Below are 17,707 nucleotides of genomic sequence, written 5' to 3' on the forward strand. Positions count from 1 at the left end.
GATGGGGCTTTCTCGGGAAAGCTCTTCGCGGCTTACGCCGCTCCTACGATGGAAGTCAGTCCATTCCGAGCTTTTTCAGCTTGTAGCGCAGCGCGCGGAAGGTGATGCCCAGCTGGGCCGCGGTGCGGGTCTTGTTCCAGCGGTTTTCTTCCAGTGCTTTCTGGATCGCGGCGCGTTCGAGCTGCTCGATGTATGAGGGCAGGGCGGCGGCCGTGGGGTCGATATCGATCACGGCTTCCGCGGGCTCGATTTGGCCGGCCGGCGTGCGCGTGCCGTTGTGCTGGGGCAGGCGCAGGTCGCTGGCGCCGATCTGGTCGTCTTCGGCCAGGGCCAGGGCGCGTTCGAGGATGTTTTCCAGTTCGCGCACGTTGCCTGGGAAGGTGTAGCGGTCCAGCGCGTCGAGCGCGGACGGTGAGAGCAGCGGGATCGGGCGACCCTGGCCGCGTGCGAGGCGGGCCAGGATCGATGCCGCCAGCTGGGGCAGGTCGTTGCCGCGTTCGCGCAGCGGCGGTACGCGCAGCTCGATCACGTTGATGCGGTAGTACAGGTCGTGGCGGAAACGGCCGTCGTTGACCAGTTCGCCCAGATCCTTGTGCGTGGCCGACAGGATGCGCACGTCCACCGGGACTTCGATCGATGCGCCGACCGGGCGGATCGACTTCTCCTGGATCGCGCGCAGCAGCTTGACCTGCATCTGCAGGGGCAGCTCGGCGACTTCGTCGAGGAACAGCGTGCCGCCGCTGGCGGTCTGGAACAGGCCTGGCTTGTCGGCGTGGGCGCCGGTGAAGCTGCCCCTCTTGTGGCCGAAGAACTCGCTTTCCATCAACTCGGCCGGGATCGCGCCGCAGTTCACCGGGACGAAGGGCCCGGCGCCGCGCGCGCCCTGTTCGTGGATGGTGCGGGCGACCAGCTCCTTGCCCACGCCCGACTCGCCGAGGATGTACACCGGCGCCTGGCTGCGTGCGACCTTGGCGATGGTGGCGCGCAGGGCGCCCATCGCCGCGGAGTCGCCGAGCAGGCGGCTGGCCTGTTCCGGCGGCGGAGGCGGTGGGGCCGGGCGCTCGCTGTTGTTCAGTTCGAGTGCGTGCTTGACCAGGCCGCGCAGGATGTGGATGTCGACGGGCTTGCTGACGAAATCGAATGCGCCGGCTTTCAGTGCCTCGACCGCCAGATCCATGCTGCCGAACGCGGTGATCATCGCCACCGGCGTCTGCGGGTAGTTGCGCGCTATTTCGGTGACCAGCTCGATGCCGTTGCCGTCCGGCAGGCGCATGTCGGTGATGCACAGGTCGAAGTGCTTGCTGCCCAGCAGCTCGCGGGCTTCGGCGAGATTGGCGGAGGTGCTGACGCGCAGGCCCATGCGCCCAAGGGTGAGGACCAGTAATTCGCGGATGTCGCGTTCGTCGTCGACAACCAGGGCGCTTCGGCTTTCGTTCATGGATGTGGAAGATAGATCAACGCGGCCGATTGCGACAAATTTTGCGTGAATACGCCCTGCTGCGTCCGTTTCGAGCCGGCCAGGCGGCAGCCATCAATTCGGCAGCAGGGTGTGAGGGCCGGGCAGGGATACCCGGAAGCAGGCACCGCCGGCCGGAACCGCGATGTACTCCAGACGGGCCTGGTTGGCCCGGCACAGCTCGCGGGCGATGTACAGGCCCAGGCCGGTGCCGTGCTCGGAGGTGGTGAAGAAGGGGCGGAACAACTGCGCGGCCACGACCTCGGGAATGCCGGGGCCGCGATCCATCACATCGACCACCGCACTGCGCTCCTGCACCGCCACCCGCAGCCTGACCCGGGCCGGCTCGTCCATGCTGCGGCCGTACTTGAGTGCGTTGTGGACCAGTGCGGTGAGGATCTGGTGCAGGTGTCGGGGATCGACCAGCGCCTGTACGCTGGGCTGGCCGATGATCGCCTCCAGGCTGTCGGTTTCGATCGACAGGGTCTGCCGGTACTCCAGCACGAAGCGGCGTACGAACGTGGCCAGGTCCAGGTTCTCGGGATTGGCGCGCTCGCGTCGGGCCAGCCCGAGCACGCTCTCGACGATGCCGTTGGTGCGCTGGCACTGCTGGGTGATGATCTGCAGCAGGCGGCGGTCGGCCTCGCCGATCACGCTGGACTCTTCCAGCAGTTGCGCCGCGTAGTTGATCGCCGCCAGCGGATTGCGGATCTCGTGCGCCAAGCTGGCCGAGAAGCGGCCCATCGCCGACAGGGTCAGCGATTCGGCGCGGCGCGAGACCACGGTGGCGTCGTCGAGGAAGACCAGGGTCAAGTCGCTGTCGGCGAGCAGGCGGGCGAAGCGCGGCTGGACTTCCGGCTGGTCGGGGGACAGTTGCAGCGGCGCTTCTTCCTGGGTCCAGCCGTTGCGCCAGCGCTGCAGGCGTCTGGCCAGCTCGGGCGCGGCGCTGGCCAGTTCCAGCAGGCCGCTGTCGGAGTTGCCATCGGCATCGCCGAGCAGCGTGGTCGCCGCCTCGTTGGCCAGGGTGATGCGGTTGTGGGTATCGACCACCAGCACGCCGGTACGCATGCGGCGGATGATCAGTTCGTTGACTTCGTACAGATTGGCGACCTGCGCGCCGCGTCGTTCGGCCAGCGCCTGGTTGTTGCGGGCGCGCTGGCCGATCTGGTGGCAGAAGTAGGCCAGCGCCAGGTAGCTGGTGACGAACATCGCCAGCTCCCCCAAGGTCCGGCCGCTGTTGCCGCCGTCCAGTTGGGTCCACACATACTCCAACACGGTGGCGGTGCCGGCGAATGCGGCGATGCCCAGTGCGTATCGCAGCGGCAGCAGCATCGCCGCAGCGGCGACGTTGAACAGCAACATCATCGCGATGCCGGCGCTGGCGCTCGGCAAGGCGTGGATCGCCAGCGTGGCGGCGAGGATGTCGGTGAGCACGCTGGCGAACACGATCAGCGTCAACCAACGCTCGTTGCGGCCCCAGAACAGCAGCAGCACGGCCACCAGCAGGTAGCTGATGGTGACGTTGTCGGCCAGTTCGGGATGGCGCGGTTCGCCGACCAGTGCGGCGAGCGGGCTGAATACCAGCGCGGCGATCAGTCCGGCGACCAGCACCCGGTACAGGGCGAAGAAATAGAGTTCGCGCTGGGGGACCGATTCGATCCGGTCGATGAGCGATGCGCTGGGTGACAAGCCGGAATCCCCATTCTGGCTGGCGGGACCCGGAGTATAGGGCGCGGCAATGACAGGGATTGACCTGTGGGCCGGTGCGGTTGGGTTTTTGTGGGAGGGACTTGAGTCCCGACGCTTTGCCGGTACAGCTCGTCGGGACTGATGGCCCTAGGCCACCCAGAGTCCCTCCCACAATATCGTCGAGACTGTTGGATTTTGCGCCGCAGGCGCTCGTCAGCGACAATAGGCGGCCCGCCCGTACACGTTAGGCAGCCCTCCAAGCAGGGCCGCCACAGTATCGGACGGTCGTTTCCTTTTCCCACGGTGACGCATGAATTTCCACGAATACCAGTCAAAACAACTGCTTGCCGAGTACGGCATTCCCGTTCCGGCCGGCAAGGTCGCGGCGACTCCGGACGAAGCAGTTGAAGCTGCCAACTCCCTGGGCCAGGGCCCCTGGATGGTCAAGGCGCAGATCCACGCGGGCGGCCGCGGCAAGGCTGGCGGCGTCAAGTTCTGCAAGACCACCGACGATGTGAAGGCCGCTGCGGCCAAGATGCTCGGTACCAAGATGGCCACCTACCAGACCGCGGGCGTCGAGCTGCCGGTCAACCTGGTGCTGGTGACCACCGCCGGTGAGATCGTCAAGGAACTGTACCTGTCGGTGCTGGTCGACCGTGGCACCAAGACCATCACCTACATCGCCTCGTCCGAAGGCGGCGTGGAGATCGAGCAGGTCGCCGCGGAGACGCCGGAGCTGATCCACTCGCTCAACGTCGACTTCGTCGAGGGCGTGCAGGGTTACCACGGCCGTGATTTCGGCTTCAAGCTGGGCCTGACCGCCAAGCAGGCCGGCCAGTTCGCCAGCATCATGGTGAACCTGTACCGCCTGTTCAATGAGAAGGACCTGGCGCTGGTTGAGATCAACCCGCTGGCGATCCTGGACGACGGCAACCTGTATGCGCTGGACGGCAAGTTCGACAGCGACGACAACGCCGCGTTCCGTCATAAGGCGCTGGTCGCCATGCGCGACAAGACGCAGGAAGACCCGACCGAAGTGATCGCTTCGGAGCTGGACATCAACTACGTCACCATGGACGGCAACATCGGCTGCATGGTCAACGGCGCCGGCCTGGCCATGGCCACCATGGACGTCATCAAGCTCAACGGCGGCGAGCCGGCGAACTTCCTGGACGTGGGCGGCGGTGCCAACAAGCAGCGCGTGATCGAAGCGTTCAAGCTGATCCTGTCCTCGGACAAGGTCGAAGGCATCTTCGTCAACATTTTCGGCGGCATCGTCCGTTGCGACATGATCGCCGAAGGCATCATCGCCGCGGTCAAGGAAGTGGGCGTCAAGGTTCCGGTCGTGGTGCGTCTGGAAGGCACCAACGTGGAAGAAGGCAAGCAGCTGCTGCGTGACAGCGGCATGGCCATCATCCCGGCCGACAACATCAACGACGGCGCCAAGAAGGTCGTTGCTGCTGTCAAAGCCGCCGCCTAATCCACGTCACCGAATCAGGAATTCCCCATGAGCGTTTTGATCAACAAGAACACGAAGGTGATCGTGCAGGGCTTCACCGGCCAGCAGGGCACCTTCCACGCCACCCAGATGATCGAGTACGGCACCAAGGTCGTCGGCGGCGTCACCCCGGGCAAGGGCGGCACCACCCACATCGACCTGCCGGTGTTCAACACCGTCGCCGATGCCGTGCGGAGCACCGGCGCCGATGCGTCCGTCATCTACGTGCCGCCGCCGTTCGCGGCCGACGCGATCCTGGAAGCCGCTGCCGCTGGCATCAAGGTCATCGTCTGCATCACCGAAGGCATCCCGGTGCTGGACATGCTGCGCGTCAAGAACGTGCTGACCCGTTCGCATCCGGACACCGTGCTGATCGGGCCGAACTGCCCCGGCGTGATCACCCCCGGCGAGTGCAAGATCGGCATCATGCCGGGCCACATCCACAAGCCGGGCAAGATCGGCATCGTCTCGCGTTCGGGCACGCTGACCTATGAAGCGGTCAAGCAGACCACCGAAGTGGGCCTGGGCCAGAGCACCTGCATCGGCATTGGTGGTGACCCGATCAACGGCCTGAACTTCGTCGACTGCCTGAAGCTGTTCAACGAAGACCCGCAGACCGAAGGCATCATCATGGTCGGCGAAATCGGTGGCGACGCCGAGGAAGCCGGTGCCGAGTACATCAAGAACCACGTGAAGAAGCCGGTGGTCGGTTTCATCGCCGGCGCCTCGGCTCCAGCCGGCAAGCGCATGGGCCACGCCGGTGCGATCGCATCGGGCGGCAAGGGCACGGCCGAAGGCAAGTTCGCGGCGATGGAAGCGGCGGGCGTCAAGACCGTCCGTTCGCCGGGCGACCTGGGCGCGGCGATCGCCTCGCTGGTGAAGTAAGCCTCGGCTCTGCCGCTGGCTTCGCGAAAGGCCGCCTTCGGGCGGCCTTTTTGTTGGCCGGCACCCTGACGGGACGAGGGCTGGGATGGCGATCTGCTTGTAGGGTGATTGATTTCGTGCGCATAATCCATGCGCATTGGTCGTGAGGGTTTTGCCATGCGTATAAAAGACGAGCGGGCGGGGTACGCCAAGCGTCCTGCCAATCTCAGCATCAGCGCGGAGTTGCTGGAGCAGGCGCGCGCGCTGGAAATCAATCTCTCCGCCACGCTGGAGCGGGCGCTCGAACACGAGGTGCGTGTCCGTGCGCGGGAAAAATGGCTGGAAGAGAACCGTGAAGCCATCCGCGCCTACAACGAACGCATCGAGCGTGATGGGGTGTGGAGCGACGGGATGCGGGGATTCTGATCCGCCATGCAGTTCACGGTCTACCTCAATGCCAATCCGGACTCGCGCAAGCGAGTGCCTTACCTGCTCGATGTGCAGAGTGATCTGATCGGTGAAATGGGTACCCGTGTCGTGGTGCCGCTGATTTCGCCGGATCGCGTCGAGGTCGCTGTCATGCGCTTGATGCCGACACTCCAGGTGGAAGGCCAGCCATGGGTGATGGACACGCCGTTGCTGGCAGGTATTCCTTTCAAGGCACTGGGCAAGCCGGTGGCCGATCTTTCTTCCGAGCGTGCCGTGATCATGGCCGCGTTGGACCTGCTGATTTCCGGGATATGAAATGAGTGACAGTAAACTCCGCATCGCCCTGGCCCAGTTCGACTTCCCGGTCGGTGCGGTGGCCCAGAACACCGACCGCATCATCGAATTGATCGGACAGGCGCGCGATGAGTTCGGTGCCGACATCGTGTTGTTCCCGGAGCTGGCAGTCAGTGGCTACCCGCCGGAAGACCTGCTGCTGCGGCCGGGCTTCCTCGCGCATTGCGCGCAGGCGATCGAGCGCATCGCCGCAGTTGCGCGGGGCATTGTCGCGGTGGTCGGCTGGCCGCAGAGTGCCGGCGCGGTGGTCTACAACGCCGCCAGCGTGCTGCGCGATGGGCAGATCGCCCACACCTACCGCAAGCGCGAGCTGCCCAACTACGCGGTGTTCGACGAGCGCCGCTACTTCGACGTGGACCCGGATGGCGGCAGCTGTGTGTTCGAGGTCAACGGCGTGCCGGTCGGGCTGGTGATCTGCGAGGACCTGTGGTTCCCCGAGCCGCTCGCCGATACCGTGCGCAACGGCGCCGAACTGGTGCTGGTGCCGAACGCCTCGCCCTACGAGCGTGGCAAGCATGCCCAGCGCGACGCATTGCTGGCCGAGCGCACCGGCGAGAGCGGGGCGGCGATCGCCTACCTCAATGGGGTCGGTGGCCAGGATGCGCTGGTGTTCGACGGTGCCTCGGTGGTGGCTGACGGCGATGGCACGGTGCATCCAGCCGCCGCTGCGTTCACCGACCAGTGGCTGGTGGTGGACTACGCCGCCGCCGTGCGCCGCTTCACACCGCTGGTGTGGGTGGACGACGGCGATGAGAGCACCGATGCGCTGGCCTGGCGTGCGGTGGTGCGTGGCGTGCACGACTACTGCCGCAAGAACGGTTTCTCGAAGGTGTGGCTGGGCCTGTCCGGCGGCATCGATTCGGCGCTGGTGCTGGCGATCGCGGTGGATGCGCTGGGCGCGGACAACGTCACCGCGGTGCGGTTGCCGTCGCGCTATACCGCCGATCTGTCCAATGACCTGGCCGATGAGCAGTGCCGCGCGTTGGGTGTGAAGCTGGAGACCGTGCAGATCGAATCGGCGTTCAAGGGGCTGCTGGAGTCGCTGGCGCCGATGTTCGCCGGCACCACGCCGGATGTCACCGAGGAGAACCTGCAGTCGCGCAGTCGTGGCGTGATCCTGATGGCGCTGGCCAACAAGTTCGGCGGATTGCTGCTGACCACCGGCAACAAGAGCGAGTACGCGGTCGGTTACGCGACGATCTACGGCGACATGTGCGGCGGCTATGCGCCATTGAAGGATCTGTACAAGACCGAGGTGTTCGATCTGGCGAGATGGCGCAACACGGTCGGTGGCGCGCCGGTGATCCCGCCGGCAGTGATCGATCGCCCGCCTTCGGCCGAGTTGCGCGAGAACCAGAAGGATCAGGATTCATTGCCGCCGTACGACGTGCTCGACGGCATCCTGTACCGCTACGTCGATCAGGAGCAGTCACGCGAGGAGATCGTGGCGGCCGGCTATGCCGCCGAGACCGTCGACCACGTGCTGCGACTGGTGCGGATCAACGAGTGGAAGCGCCACCAGGCCGCACCGGGCCCGAAGGTGTCGCGGCGCGCGTTCGGGCGCGAGCGGCGCTATCCGATCACCAACGGTTATCGGGGGCAGTGAAAGGCCGGGCGAAGCTGTCCTTTCACCACTGCCGAGGTCGCCCACCGCCGAGGCGCGCTTTGGGTGGGAGGGACTTCCAGTCCCGACGCTTTGCCGGGACAGCCCGTCGGGACTGAAATCCCTCCTGCAGTAACTATCCCCTGGCAGCCATCCACCCAGATGGCCATCCGGCGCGAATTGAGCCAAGAAAAAGGGGCCGCAAGGCCCCTTTTTGTATCGCGGTGAAGCAGGCCTGGCCTACTTCCGGTTCATCGTCGCATTGGCCTGGCCGGTCGCGGCGGACTTCTCGCCGGCGAACGGGTTCAGCTTGCGGATCGCCCACGGGTACTTCGGCCAGCTACCGGCCAGCCACGGGTGCTTGGGATCGTTCAGCTCCAGCACGCGGCGGGCATCGTCGGCCAGCGGCTTGTTGCCCAGGTGGGTGTAGGCCTCGCCCAGCACCGCAACCGCGTCGTACTGGAAGCTGCTCTGCGGGTAGGTTTCCAGGATGTAGTTGGCACGGCCGGCGGCCGATACCCAGGCGTTGCGGCGCAGGTAGTACAGGGCGTTGTCCAGCTCGTACTGGGCGAACATGTCACGCAGCTCGATCATGCGCAGGCGCGCGTCGGCGGCGTAGCGGCTGTTTGGGTAACGATCGGCGACGGTGTTGAAGTCGTTGTAGCCCTGCTGTGGGCTCGACAGGTCGCGACGACTCGGGTCCAGCGACCACACCCTGCGCAGGAATACCGTGTCGCGGTTGCTGTTGGCCAACCCGCGCAGGTAGTACAGGTAGGCGATGTTGCGGTGGGTCGGGTAAGTCCGGATGAAGCGGTCGATGCTGGAAACCGCGTCATCGTTCTTGCCGGCCTTGAACTGGGCGTAGGCGCTCTCGATCATCGCCTGTTCGGTGTACGGACCGTATGGGTACTGGGCGATCAGCCGCTTGAAGGTGTTTTCGGCGCCAGACCAGTTGCCCTTCTCCATCAGGCCATGGGCCTTCTGGTAGAGCTGCTCGACCGGCGCGCCCTCGTCGGGGTCCTTCTTGGTACCGCGGTGGCAGCCGGTGGCGAGGAACACCAGGGCCAGCAGCAGGGCGGCGATGCGGACGGGCGCGTGAAGCTTGGAGCGTCGGATCATGGGTCGAGGGCGAGACGCGTCAGGAATACGAAGGGGCGATGATAGCCTAGTGGCCTGTCCGGCGACTGACTCCGACCGCCCTGGACCCCGATTTCTTCTTCTTTCCGGTTTTGCCATGTCTGACAATATTTCTGAATCCCCGCGTCAGGCCGTCGTGCCTGACCACGCTGCTGGCCGTCGTTTCGACGCCGTGCTGGCCGAGTTGTTCCCCGAATTCTCCCGCTCCCGGCTGGCCGAGTGGATCAAATCCGGCGATGCCCTGCTGGATGGCGAGCCTGCCCGCCCGCGCGATCCGGTCCGCGGCGGTGAAACCGTGCAGCTGCAGGCGGTGCTGGAGACCCAGACCCACGCCGAGCCGCAGGACATCCCGCTGGACATCCTGTACCAGGACGAGCAGGTGTTCGTGATCGACAAGCCGGCCGGGCTGGTGGTCCACCCGGGTGCCGGCAATCCGGACGGCACCCTGGTCAATGCGCTGCTGTTCCGCGATCCGGGGCTGTCGGCGCTGCCGCGCGCCGGTGTGGTGCACCGGCTCGACAAGGACACCAGCGGCGTGATGGTGGTGGCGCGCACGTTGCAGGCGCATACCTCGCTGGTGGAGCAACTGTCCGCGCGTGAGGTCCACCGGCAATACCTGGCGATCGTGGTCGGCGCGCTGGTTTCGGGCGGCACTGCCAAGGCGCCGATCGATCGTCATCCGCGCGACCGGCTGAAGATGACCGTGCGTGAGGATGGCAAGGATGCGGTGACGCATTACCGGCTGCGTGAGCGTTTCCGTGCGCATACCGCGCTGGAATGCCGTCTGGAAACCGGACGTACCCACCAGATCCGCGTGCACATGGCGCATCTGAAGCACCCGATCATCGGCGATCCGCTCTACGGCGGTGCGCTCAAGCTGCCCAAGGGCGCGACCGAGACGCTGATCGCCGAGCTGCGCGGCTTCAAGCGCCAGGCGCTGCATGCCGAGACGCTGGAGTTCAACCATCCGGTCAGCGGCGAACCGGTGCGTGCCACCGCGCCGGTGCCGGCCGACATGCTCAGGCTGATGGCGGCGCTGCGCGAGGACACGGTGCTGGCAGCCGAGCGCGAGCGACGTTGAGATGACCGACGTGCCGCTGTTGCCGGCTGATTGGCCGGCGCCACCAGGTGTGCAGGCCTTCACCACGCTGCGGCATGGGGCCGGCGGCTCGCACGCGCCGTTCGACCATTTCAATCAGGGCAATCGTTACGCCGCCGATGGCGACGATCCGGAGCAGGTACAGCGCAACCGCGACGAACTGGCGGCGCTGGCCGGGTTGCCGTCAGCGCCGCATTGGCTGCGCCAGGTGCACGGCACGGGCGTGTTGCACTTCGATGCAGCGCCGCTGGCGCAGGGCATCGAGGCCGAACCGACCGCCGATGCGGCGCTGACCTCGGTGCCCGGCGTGGTGCTGGCGATCCTGACCGCGGACTGCCTGCCGGTGGTGTTTGCCGCCGTCGATGGCAGCGAGGTCGGCGCGGCGCATGCCGGCTGGCGTGGGCTGGCCGACGGCGTGCTGGAACGCACCGTCGCCGCCATGCACACCGCGCCCGGGCGGCTGCAGGCGTGGCTGGGTCCGGCGGCCGGTCCGCAGGCTTATGAGGTCGGCGAAGAGGTCTTTCATGCCTTCGTCGATGCAGACCCTGACGCGCAGTCGGCTTTCGTCGCGACCCGTCCCGGACACTGGAAGGTGGATCTGTACGCGCTGGCGCGGCGCCGGCTGATCGCGGCGGGATTGCCGGCTGACGCCGTGCATGGCGGCAACCTGTGCACGATGTCCGATCCGCAGCGGTTCTTCTCGCATCGGCGCGACCGTCGCAGTGGCCGCATGGCGACGCTGGCGTGGATCGCGCGCTGAGCCGACCGCTGTTCGAGCAGGTGCTGGGGAGCGAGGCGTTCGCTGAGCTGCCGTCTGCACTGAGGGTGCTGCATTCGATACCTGCGCGCGGCGTGTTCGCCGGGCGTGGCCGGATCGTACGCGGACGGCATCCGCTGGTGGCGTTGCTGGCCTGGGGCGCGCGGCTGCCGCCGACGTCCGAGGACATCGCGGTGGAAGTGGAATTTTGGGTGACGCCGGATCAGGAGCGTTGGCATCGCCGATTCGGCGTGCATCCGATGCGCTCGCGCTTGTGGCGACATGGAGCACATCTGCGCGAACAGTTGGGCGCGGTGAAGTTCGAGTTCACCTTGCAGGTGCATGGCGGCGAGATTCACTGGCGTGTGGCGCGGGTATGGGCGCTGGGCGTGTTGCCATTGCCGGCGCGCTGGTTCGACGGCGTGCGCTGCCGCGAACGCGAGCAGGAGGGTCGCTACGAATTTCTGGTGGATGTCGCGCTGCCGTTGATCGGCCCGCTGATCCGCTACGAGGGTTGGCTTGAGCCGAAGCTGTTCTAGCGGTAGTTGCTGGCCGTGTGGTGATCTCTTGTGGGAGGGACTTCAGTCCCGACGCTTTGCCGGTAATGCCCGTCGGGACTGATGGCCCTAGGCCACCCAGAGTCCCTCCCACAAGAGATCTGCCGTTCCGGACGTTGGTTGGTATGACTCCGGTAGGTTGGTCCACTTCAAGCGTGACGAACCACAAAAAAACCGGCCATCTTGCGATGGCCGGTTTCGATGCGCGTAACAGGCAGGGTGTTTACAGCGCCTGCAGTTCCGCATTGGCATTGCGTGACTTCTCGGCCGGCTTGGCCGGTGCCGCCACGGGTGTCGGCGTCGCAGTCGCGGCGGGAGCCAGGGTCGCGGCCGGAGCCGGAACGGTTTCGCCCGGTGCGGCCGGCACTTCCAGGTACGGCAGGTTCAGCGCCTGGCTGGTCATGCCACGGATCTGGTTGGTCAGCGCCGGGCTGTCGTTGATCTTCAGTCCGTAGGACGGAATGATTTCCTTCAGGTGCGCCTGCCAACCGGCTGCCATTTCCTGCGGGAATGCCTTGGCGAGCAGGTCGAGCATGATCGGCGGCGAGGTCGAGGCGCCCGGCGAGGCGCCCAGCAGCGCGGCGATGGTCTTGTCCTTGTCGGTCACGATCTCGGTGCCGAACTGCAGGATCGAGCCCTTCTCCGGATCACGCTTGATGATCTGCACGCGCTGGCCGGCGGTGATCAGCTTCCAGTCTTCGCGCTTGGCGTTGGGGTAGTACTTGAGCACGGCGGCCTGGCGGTCGGCATCGGTCAGTTCGGCCTGGCCGAGCAGGTACTTCAGCAGGTCCAGGTTCTCTTTGCCGACCTTCAGCATCCCGAACACGTTGTCGTGGGTGACCGAGGAATACAGGTCGAACCAGGAGCCGTCCTTCAGGAAGCGGGTGTTGAACAGGGCGAACGGCCCGAACAGCACCACCGGCTTGCCATCGAGCTTGCGCGCATCGATGTGCGGCACCGACATCGGCGGCGAGTCGGTATCGGCCATGCCGTAGACCTTGACCTTGTGACGCTCGGCCACGGCCGGGGTTTCGAAGGCCAGGAACTGGCCGCCAACCGGGAAGCCGGCGTAGTTCTTGGACTCCGGAATGCCGGACATCTGCAGCAGCTTGAGCGCGGCACCACCGGCACCGATGAACACGAAGCGCGTCTTGACCGTGCGCTCCTTGTCCGTCTTCAGGTCCTTGACCGTGACGTTCCAGGTCTTGTCGCTGTTCTGGCGCAACGCGGTGACTTCATGCTGCAGTTCCAGCTTGAAGTTGGGGTTCTGCTCCAGGCCCTGGGTCAGCGCGTTGGTGATGACGCCGAAATTGACGTCGGTGCCCAACGGCATGTAGGTCGCGGCGACCTTCTGGTTGGGATCGCGGCCTTCCATCACCAGCGGCGCCCACTGCTTGATCTGCGCCGGGTCGGTGGAGTACTGCATGCCGTAGAACAGCGGGTTCTTGACCAGGGCATCGTGGCGCTTGCGCAGGTACTCGATGCGGTCATCGCCCCAGACGAAGCTCATGTGCGGGGTCGGGTTGATGAAGTCCGACGGCTGCGGCAGGCGGCCGTGCTTGACCTGGTAGGACCAGAACTGGCGGGAGATCTCGAACTGCTCGGCGATGCCGACCGCGCGCTTGGTCTCGATCGAGCCGTCCGGCAGCTCCGGGGTGTAGTTCAGCTCGGCGAAGGCGGAGTGGCCGGTGCCGGCGTTGTTCCAGCCGTTGGAGCTTTCCAGGGCCACGCCGTCGAGGCGTTCGAACAGCTCCACGTGCCAGTCCGGCTGCAGTTCCTGCAGGTAGGTGGCCAGCGTGATGCTCATGATGCCGCCGCCGACCAGCACGACGTCCACGGGCTTGTCGTTTTCGGCAGCCGGCACGGAACGCTGGTGGAGTGGCCAATACAGGAACAGCACACCCGCCAGCAGTAGCAACACTGCCAAGCCTGCCAGGACCTTGATGAATTTCTTCATTGGATACTCGGATTTGTAAGAGAGGAAATGAGTGCCGTCGGCGCTGGAGGCGGGCGCGGAGCGCGGGCTTCTGGCAGGCATGCGGCGATGATTTTACTGCAATGCAGCATCGGGCGCGTCACGCGGTGGCAAGGATGGCGGGCTGGACGTCTGCAGGGCGTGGAGGTAGCGCTGTCGCCAGTGGTTGATGTCGTTGCGGCGCAGGTGATCCATCATCGCGTGCCAACGCTCGATGCGCTTGGGACGGGTCAGCGTGGCGGCGGTGGCGATGGCGTCGGCGACGCCGTCCAGATCGTGCGGGTTGACCAGCAGTGCCTCCTTCAGCTCGTCGGCGGCGCCGGCCAGCAGTGACAGCACCAGCACGCCGGGATCCTGCGGGTCCTGCGCGGCCACGTATTCCTTGGCGACCAGGTTCATGCCATCGCGCAGTGGCGTCACCAGCCCGACCGCGGCCGAGCGGTAGAAGCCGGCCAGGCTGGTGTGGGTGTAGTTCTGGTTGACGTAGCGCAGCGGGGTCCAGTCCGGTTCGGCGTGGCCGCCATTGATGTGGCCGGCGATCTGTTCGAGCTGGTTGCGCAGTTGCTGGTACTCGTTGACCTCGCCGCGCGAGACCGGCGCGATCTGCAGGTAGGTCAGGCTGCCGCGCTGGTCGGGGTGGCGGTCGAGGTAGCGCTCGAAGCCGAGGAAGCGCTCGGGCAGGCCCTTGGAGTAGTCCAGCCGGTCCACGCCGATCGCCAACTGGCGTCCGCTCAGGCTGGCGTTGAGATCGCGCACGACCTGCTTGGACATCGCCGCCCGGGCCTGGCGCGCGATCTGCTCGGTATCGATGCCGATCGGAAACGCATCGGTGCGGAAGCGTCGCCCGCCGGGGGCTTCGACGACGCCGTCGTCGAACAGCCGGCCGCCACCGAACAGGCGCACGTAGGACCTGAAACGGTCCACGTCGCGCTGGGTCTGGAAACCGACCAGGTCGTAGGCGTACAGGGTGGAGAACAGCCGCGCATGATCCGGCATCGCCTGCACCAGATCGGCCGAGGGCATCGGCACATGCAGGAAGAAGCCGATCTTGCCGCCGAAGCCGCGCTCGCGCAGCAGCGCGCCGAGCGGGATCAGGTGATAGTCATGGATCCACACCACGTCGTCCTCGCGCAGCAACGGCGCGAGTTTCTCGGCGAACAGCGCGTTGACCCGGCGATAGCCGTCGCGGGTGGCGCGGTCGTAATCGACCAGGTCCAGCCGGAAGTGCAGCAGCGGCCACAGCGTGCGATTGGCGAAGCCGTTGTAGTAGGCATCGATGTCGAGTTTGTTGAGGTCCATCGTGACGAAGCGGATGTCGCCATCGCGATGTTCGTGCAGCGTGCCGCTGTCGCCGCGTACGGTCTTGCCGCTCCAGCCGAACCAGATGCCGCCTTTTTCCTTGAGTGCCGCCAGCAGGCCCACCGCCAGCCCGCCGGCACGGTTTTCGCCGGGCACGGCGACGCGGTTGGAGACCACGACCAGCCGGCTCATGACGCCTCCCGCCAGCTTCGCGACAGCTGCATCGCGGCGGTGATCAGGCCGACGTGCGAGTAGGTCTGCGGGAAATTGCCCCAGGCCTCGCCGCTGTCGAAGGCCATGTCCTCCGACAGCAGGCCGAGGTGGTTGCGGCGCGCCAGCACACGTTCGAACAGCTGCCGTGCCTCATCGATGCGACCGATCGAGGCCAGTGCCTCGATGTACCAGAAGGTACAGATGGTGAAGCTGGTCTCCGGTTCGCCGAAGTCGTCGGGGGCGACGTAGCGATACAGCGAGTCGCCATGCTTGAGGTCGCGGCCGATCGCCTCGACGGTGGCGATGAAGCGCGGATCGTCGCAGGCGACGAAGCCGATATCGACAAGCAGCAGCAGCGAGGCGTCCAGGCGGTTGCCGCCGAAGGTGTCGGTGAAGTGGTTCAGCTCCTCGCTCCACGATTCCTGCAGGATGTGCTGGCGGATCGCGTCGGCGCGTGTGCGCCAGTACACGCTGCGCTCGTCCAGGCCGAGCCGGTCGGCGATCTTGGCGAGCCGGTCGCAGGCGGCCCAGCACATCGTGGCGGTGTAGGTATGCACCTCGGCGCGGCCACGGAATTCCCACAGGCCGGCATCGGGCACGTTGTACAGCGCATAGGCACGCTCGCCGAGCGGTTCCAGACGACGGAAGGTGTGTTCGTCGCCCGGATCCTTCAGGCGCTGGTCGAAGAACAGCTGGGTGGAGGCCAGCACCACGCTGCCGTAGACATCGTGCTGTTTCTGGATCCAGGCCAGGTTGCCGCGCCGCACCGGGCCCATGCCACGGTAGCCGGCCAGCGAATCGACCTCGTGCTCGTCCAGTTGCGATTCGAAGCCGATGCCGTACAGCGGCTGCATGGTGCCGTCACTGGTGGCGATGTTGAAGATGTAGCCGATGAACTGCTCCATCGTGCGGGTCGCGCCGAGCCGGTTGAGCGCGCGCACCACGAAGGCGGCGTCGCGCAACCAGCAGTAGCGGTAATCCCAGTTGCGCGGGGTGTCGGGGGCCTCGGGGATCGAGGTGGTCATCGCCGCGATGATCGCGCCGCTGTCCTCGTACTGGCACAGCTTGAGCGTGATCGCGCTGCGGATCACCGCCTCCTGCCAGTCGAGCCGGATCGACAGGTAGCGCACCCACTCGCGCCAATAGTCCTCGGTGCGTTCCTGCGCTTCCTGCACATAGCCGGTGAGCGAGCGGTCCAGCGATTCGTCCACGCCCAGCACCAGATTGACCGGGTGGTTGAGCACGAACGGCAGTTCATCGCGGATGAAGCGCACCGGTACATCGGTGGTCAGGCGCACGGTGAGATCCGGCAACAGCCAGCGGATGTGATTGCTGCCCCAGGTCGATTCCGGCTTGCGCGCGCCCCAGTCGGCGAGCGGGCGCACGCGCACGACGATGCGCGGGTTGCCGGCCAACGGACGCACCTGGCGGATGATGCTGACCGGCCGGTAGAAACGGCCGTTGTTGCGCCAGCGCGGCGCGAAGTCGATCACCTCGATCGCACCGCCCTTGTCGTCGCGCAGCACGGTGCGCAGGATCGCGGTGTTGGTGATGTAGTGCTGCTCGCTGCTGACCAGGCCTTCCAGCTCGATCGCGAAATCGCCACCCTGTTGCTCACGTGGCGAAAGCAGCGCGCAGAACGCCGGATCGCCGTCGAACGCGGGCAGGCAGCTCCATACCACGCAGGCGTTCTTGTCGATCAGCGCGCCGAAACTGCAGTTGCCGATCACGCCGAGATCGAGGTTGGGCTTGTTGGGAACGGGAGTGGGGGTGTTCATGACGGGAATTCCTTCGGTCGGCAGGCGGGGGCACTACGGCCGGGTGTTGTCGTGCAGCCAGGCATGCACGGCGCTGATGTCGGGCAGGGCATAGCGGGCCTGCGTGCCGGCGCGATGGCCGACCAGCACGCTCCAGCCATCGAGGCGATTGGCGGCGGCGAAGCCGAATTCGTCAGTGAGGTCGTCGCCGACGAATACCGGACGGCGTCCGGCGAATGCGGGCTGGCGCATCAGTTGTTCGATCGCGCTGCCCTTGTCGCTGCCTTCCGGCAGGAATTCGACGACGTGGTCGCCGGGTTGCAGGCGATAGCCCGGCAGTTCCGGCATCTGCGCGTGGGCGAATTCGAGCACGGACGCGCCGGCCTGCGGCACCGAGCGCCAGTGCAGGGCCAGGCTCACGCCCTTGTCTTCGATCAGTACGCCCGGATGCGCCTGCGCCATGTGCGCGGCACGCTGGTGCAGTGCGTGCAGGAAGCCGGAGGTGTCTTCGGGGATCGCGATGCGTGCCTGTGCATCGCTGCGCAGCTCATGCCCGTGCAGGCCGGCGGCGGGCAGTTGCAGCGGCGCGAACAGTGCATCCAGTTGTGCCAGCGGGCGGCCGCTGACCAGGGCCACCGCACCGAGCAGGCGATCGCTGATGCGGCCGATGGCCTCGCGAACGTCGGGCAGCAGTCGAACTTGGTCAGGCTGCTCGGAGAAGGCGATCAGGGTGCCATCGACGTCGAGGAACAGCGCACAGGCGTCGTCCAGCGATGGCGGCGTGGGGAGTTGCGACGCGTCGTCCATTCGCCCGATTGTGCGCAATCGGGTGTGATGTTGAGGTTATGTGAGTGTTGGGCCAGGGAAATCCGGCAGCGCTGATGCGCTTTTTGTTTTGTAGGAGCGGCTTCAGCCGCGATGAGGCTTTACCGGGAAAGCCTCATCGCGGCTGATGGCCCTAGGCCACCCAGAGCCGCTCCTACGAGAGCATTACCGGAGATATCGGGGAACGCATGAGAA

15 protein-coding genes are annotated in these 17,707 nt (G+C 66.1%); 8 read left to right on the forward strand and 7 right to left on the reverse strand.

Features of this window, described 5'->3' with window-relative positions:
• Positions 1-55: 55 nt before the first annotated feature.
• Both AC3WJE_RS12980 and AC3WJE_RS12985 read right to left on the reverse strand, forming a co-directional pair.
• Complete coding sequence (locus AC3WJE_RS12980) at positions 56-1,438, reverse strand: sigma-54-dependent transcriptional regulator (RefSeq protein ID WP_493731224.1); 1,383 nt, start codon at positions 1,436-1,438, stop codon at positions 56-58.
• Between the two features lie 93 nt (positions 1,439-1,531).
• On the reverse strand, positions 1,532-3,145 hold the full coding sequence (locus AC3WJE_RS12985; RefSeq protein WP_493731225.1) for a sensor histidine kinase: 1,614 nt from the start codon (positions 3,143-3,145) through the stop codon (positions 1,532-1,534).
• A gap of 310 nt (positions 3,146-3,455) precedes the next feature.
• On the opposite strand from AC3WJE_RS12985, the gene sucC reads away from it, so the two are divergent.
• The 5 genes from sucC (at position 3,456) to AC3WJE_RS13010 (ending at position 7,896) form a co-directional block, all read left to right on the forward strand.
• Positions 3,456-4,625, forward strand: a complete 1,170-nt coding sequence (gene sucC / locus AC3WJE_RS12990) for an ADP-forming succinate--CoA ligase subunit beta (protein WP_493731226.1) — start codon at positions 3,456-3,458, stop codon at positions 4,623-4,625.
• 27 nt (positions 4,626-4,652) lie between these two features.
• Positions 4,653-5,528, forward strand: a complete 876-nt coding sequence (gene sucD, locus AC3WJE_RS12995; RefSeq protein WP_493731227.1) for a succinate--CoA ligase subunit alpha — start codon at positions 4,653-4,655, stop codon at positions 5,526-5,528.
• A 129-nt stretch (positions 5,529-5,657) separates the two neighbouring features.
• A complete protein-coding gene (locus AC3WJE_RS13000; RefSeq protein ID WP_493731228.1) occupies positions 5,658-5,933 on the forward strand; it encodes a type II toxin-antitoxin system CcdA family antitoxin in 276 nt (91 codons plus the stop codon).
• Between the two features lie 6 nt (positions 5,934-5,939).
• Positions 5,940-6,251 carry a CcdB family protein gene (locus AC3WJE_RS13005; RefSeq protein WP_493731229.1) on the forward strand — a complete coding sequence of 104 codons (312 nt, stop codon included), beginning with the start codon at positions 5,940-5,942 and terminating at the stop codon, positions 6,249-6,251.
• A gap of 1 nt (position 6,252) precedes the next feature.
• On the forward strand, positions 6,253-7,896 hold the full coding sequence (locus AC3WJE_RS13010; protein WP_493731230.1) for an NAD+ synthase: 1,644 nt from the start codon (positions 6,253-6,255) through the stop codon (positions 7,894-7,896).
• A 237-nt stretch (positions 7,897-8,133) separates the two neighbouring features.
• On the opposite strand, the gene AC3WJE_RS13015 is transcribed toward AC3WJE_RS13010, so the two are convergent.
• Positions 8,134-9,012 (reverse strand): outer membrane protein assembly factor BamD, encoded by an 879-nt coding sequence (locus AC3WJE_RS13015; RefSeq protein ID WP_493731231.1) that lies wholly within the window; start codon positions 9,010-9,012, stop codon positions 8,134-8,136.
• 115 nt (positions 9,013-9,127) lie between these two features.
• On the opposite strand from AC3WJE_RS13015, the gene rluD reads away from it, so the two are divergent.
• The 3 genes from rluD to AC3WJE_RS13030 are packed head-to-tail and all read left to right on the forward strand — an operon-like array spanning position 9,128 to position 11,425.
• Positions 9,128-10,111, forward strand: coding sequence for a 23S rRNA pseudouridine(1911/1915/1917) synthase RluD (rluD, locus tag AC3WJE_RS13020; RefSeq protein ID WP_493731232.1), 984 nt, complete (start codon positions 9,128-9,130; stop codon positions 10,109-10,111).
• A gap of 1 nt (position 10,112) precedes the next feature.
• Positions 10,113-10,889 carry a peptidoglycan editing factor PgeF gene (gene pgeF / locus AC3WJE_RS13025; protein ID WP_493731233.1) on the forward strand — a complete coding sequence of 259 codons (777 nt, stop codon included), beginning with the start codon at positions 10,113-10,115 and terminating at the stop codon, positions 10,887-10,889.
• Positions 10,874-11,425, forward strand: coding sequence for a DUF4166 domain-containing protein (locus AC3WJE_RS13030; protein WP_493731234.1), 552 nt, complete (start codon positions 10,874-10,876; stop codon positions 11,423-11,425). Before pgeF ends, AC3WJE_RS13030 begins: the two co-directional genes overlap by 16 nt.
• 241 nt (positions 11,426-11,666) lie before the next feature.
• Here AC3WJE_RS13030 and mqo read toward each other — a convergent pair whose 3' ends face one another.
• From mqo to otsB, 4 genes are all read right to left on the reverse strand, one after another.
• Positions 11,667-13,400, reverse strand: coding sequence for a malate dehydrogenase (quinone) (mqo, locus tag AC3WJE_RS13035; RefSeq protein ID WP_493731235.1), 1,734 nt, complete (start codon positions 13,398-13,400; stop codon positions 11,667-11,669).
• A 93-nt stretch (positions 13,401-13,493) separates the two neighbouring features.
• On the reverse strand, positions 13,494-14,909 hold the full coding sequence (otsA, locus tag AC3WJE_RS13040) for an alpha,alpha-trehalose-phosphate synthase (UDP-forming) (protein WP_493731236.1): 1,416 nt from the start codon (positions 14,907-14,909) through the stop codon (positions 13,494-13,496).
• On the reverse strand, positions 14,906-16,708 hold the full coding sequence (locus tag AC3WJE_RS13045; RefSeq protein ID WP_493731237.1) for a glycoside hydrolase family 15 protein: 1,803 nt from the start codon (positions 16,706-16,708) through the stop codon (positions 14,906-14,908). Before AC3WJE_RS13045 ends, otsA begins: the two co-directional genes overlap by 4 nt.
• Before the next feature lie 33 nt (positions 16,709-16,741).
• Positions 16,742-17,494, reverse strand: coding sequence for a trehalose-phosphatase (otsB, locus tag AC3WJE_RS13050; RefSeq protein ID WP_493731238.1), 753 nt, complete (start codon positions 17,492-17,494; stop codon positions 16,742-16,744).
• Between the last annotated feature and the right edge of the window lie 213 nt (positions 17,495-17,707).

The organism is Pseudomonas sp. GW821-FHT07E12 (assembly GCF_058986605.1).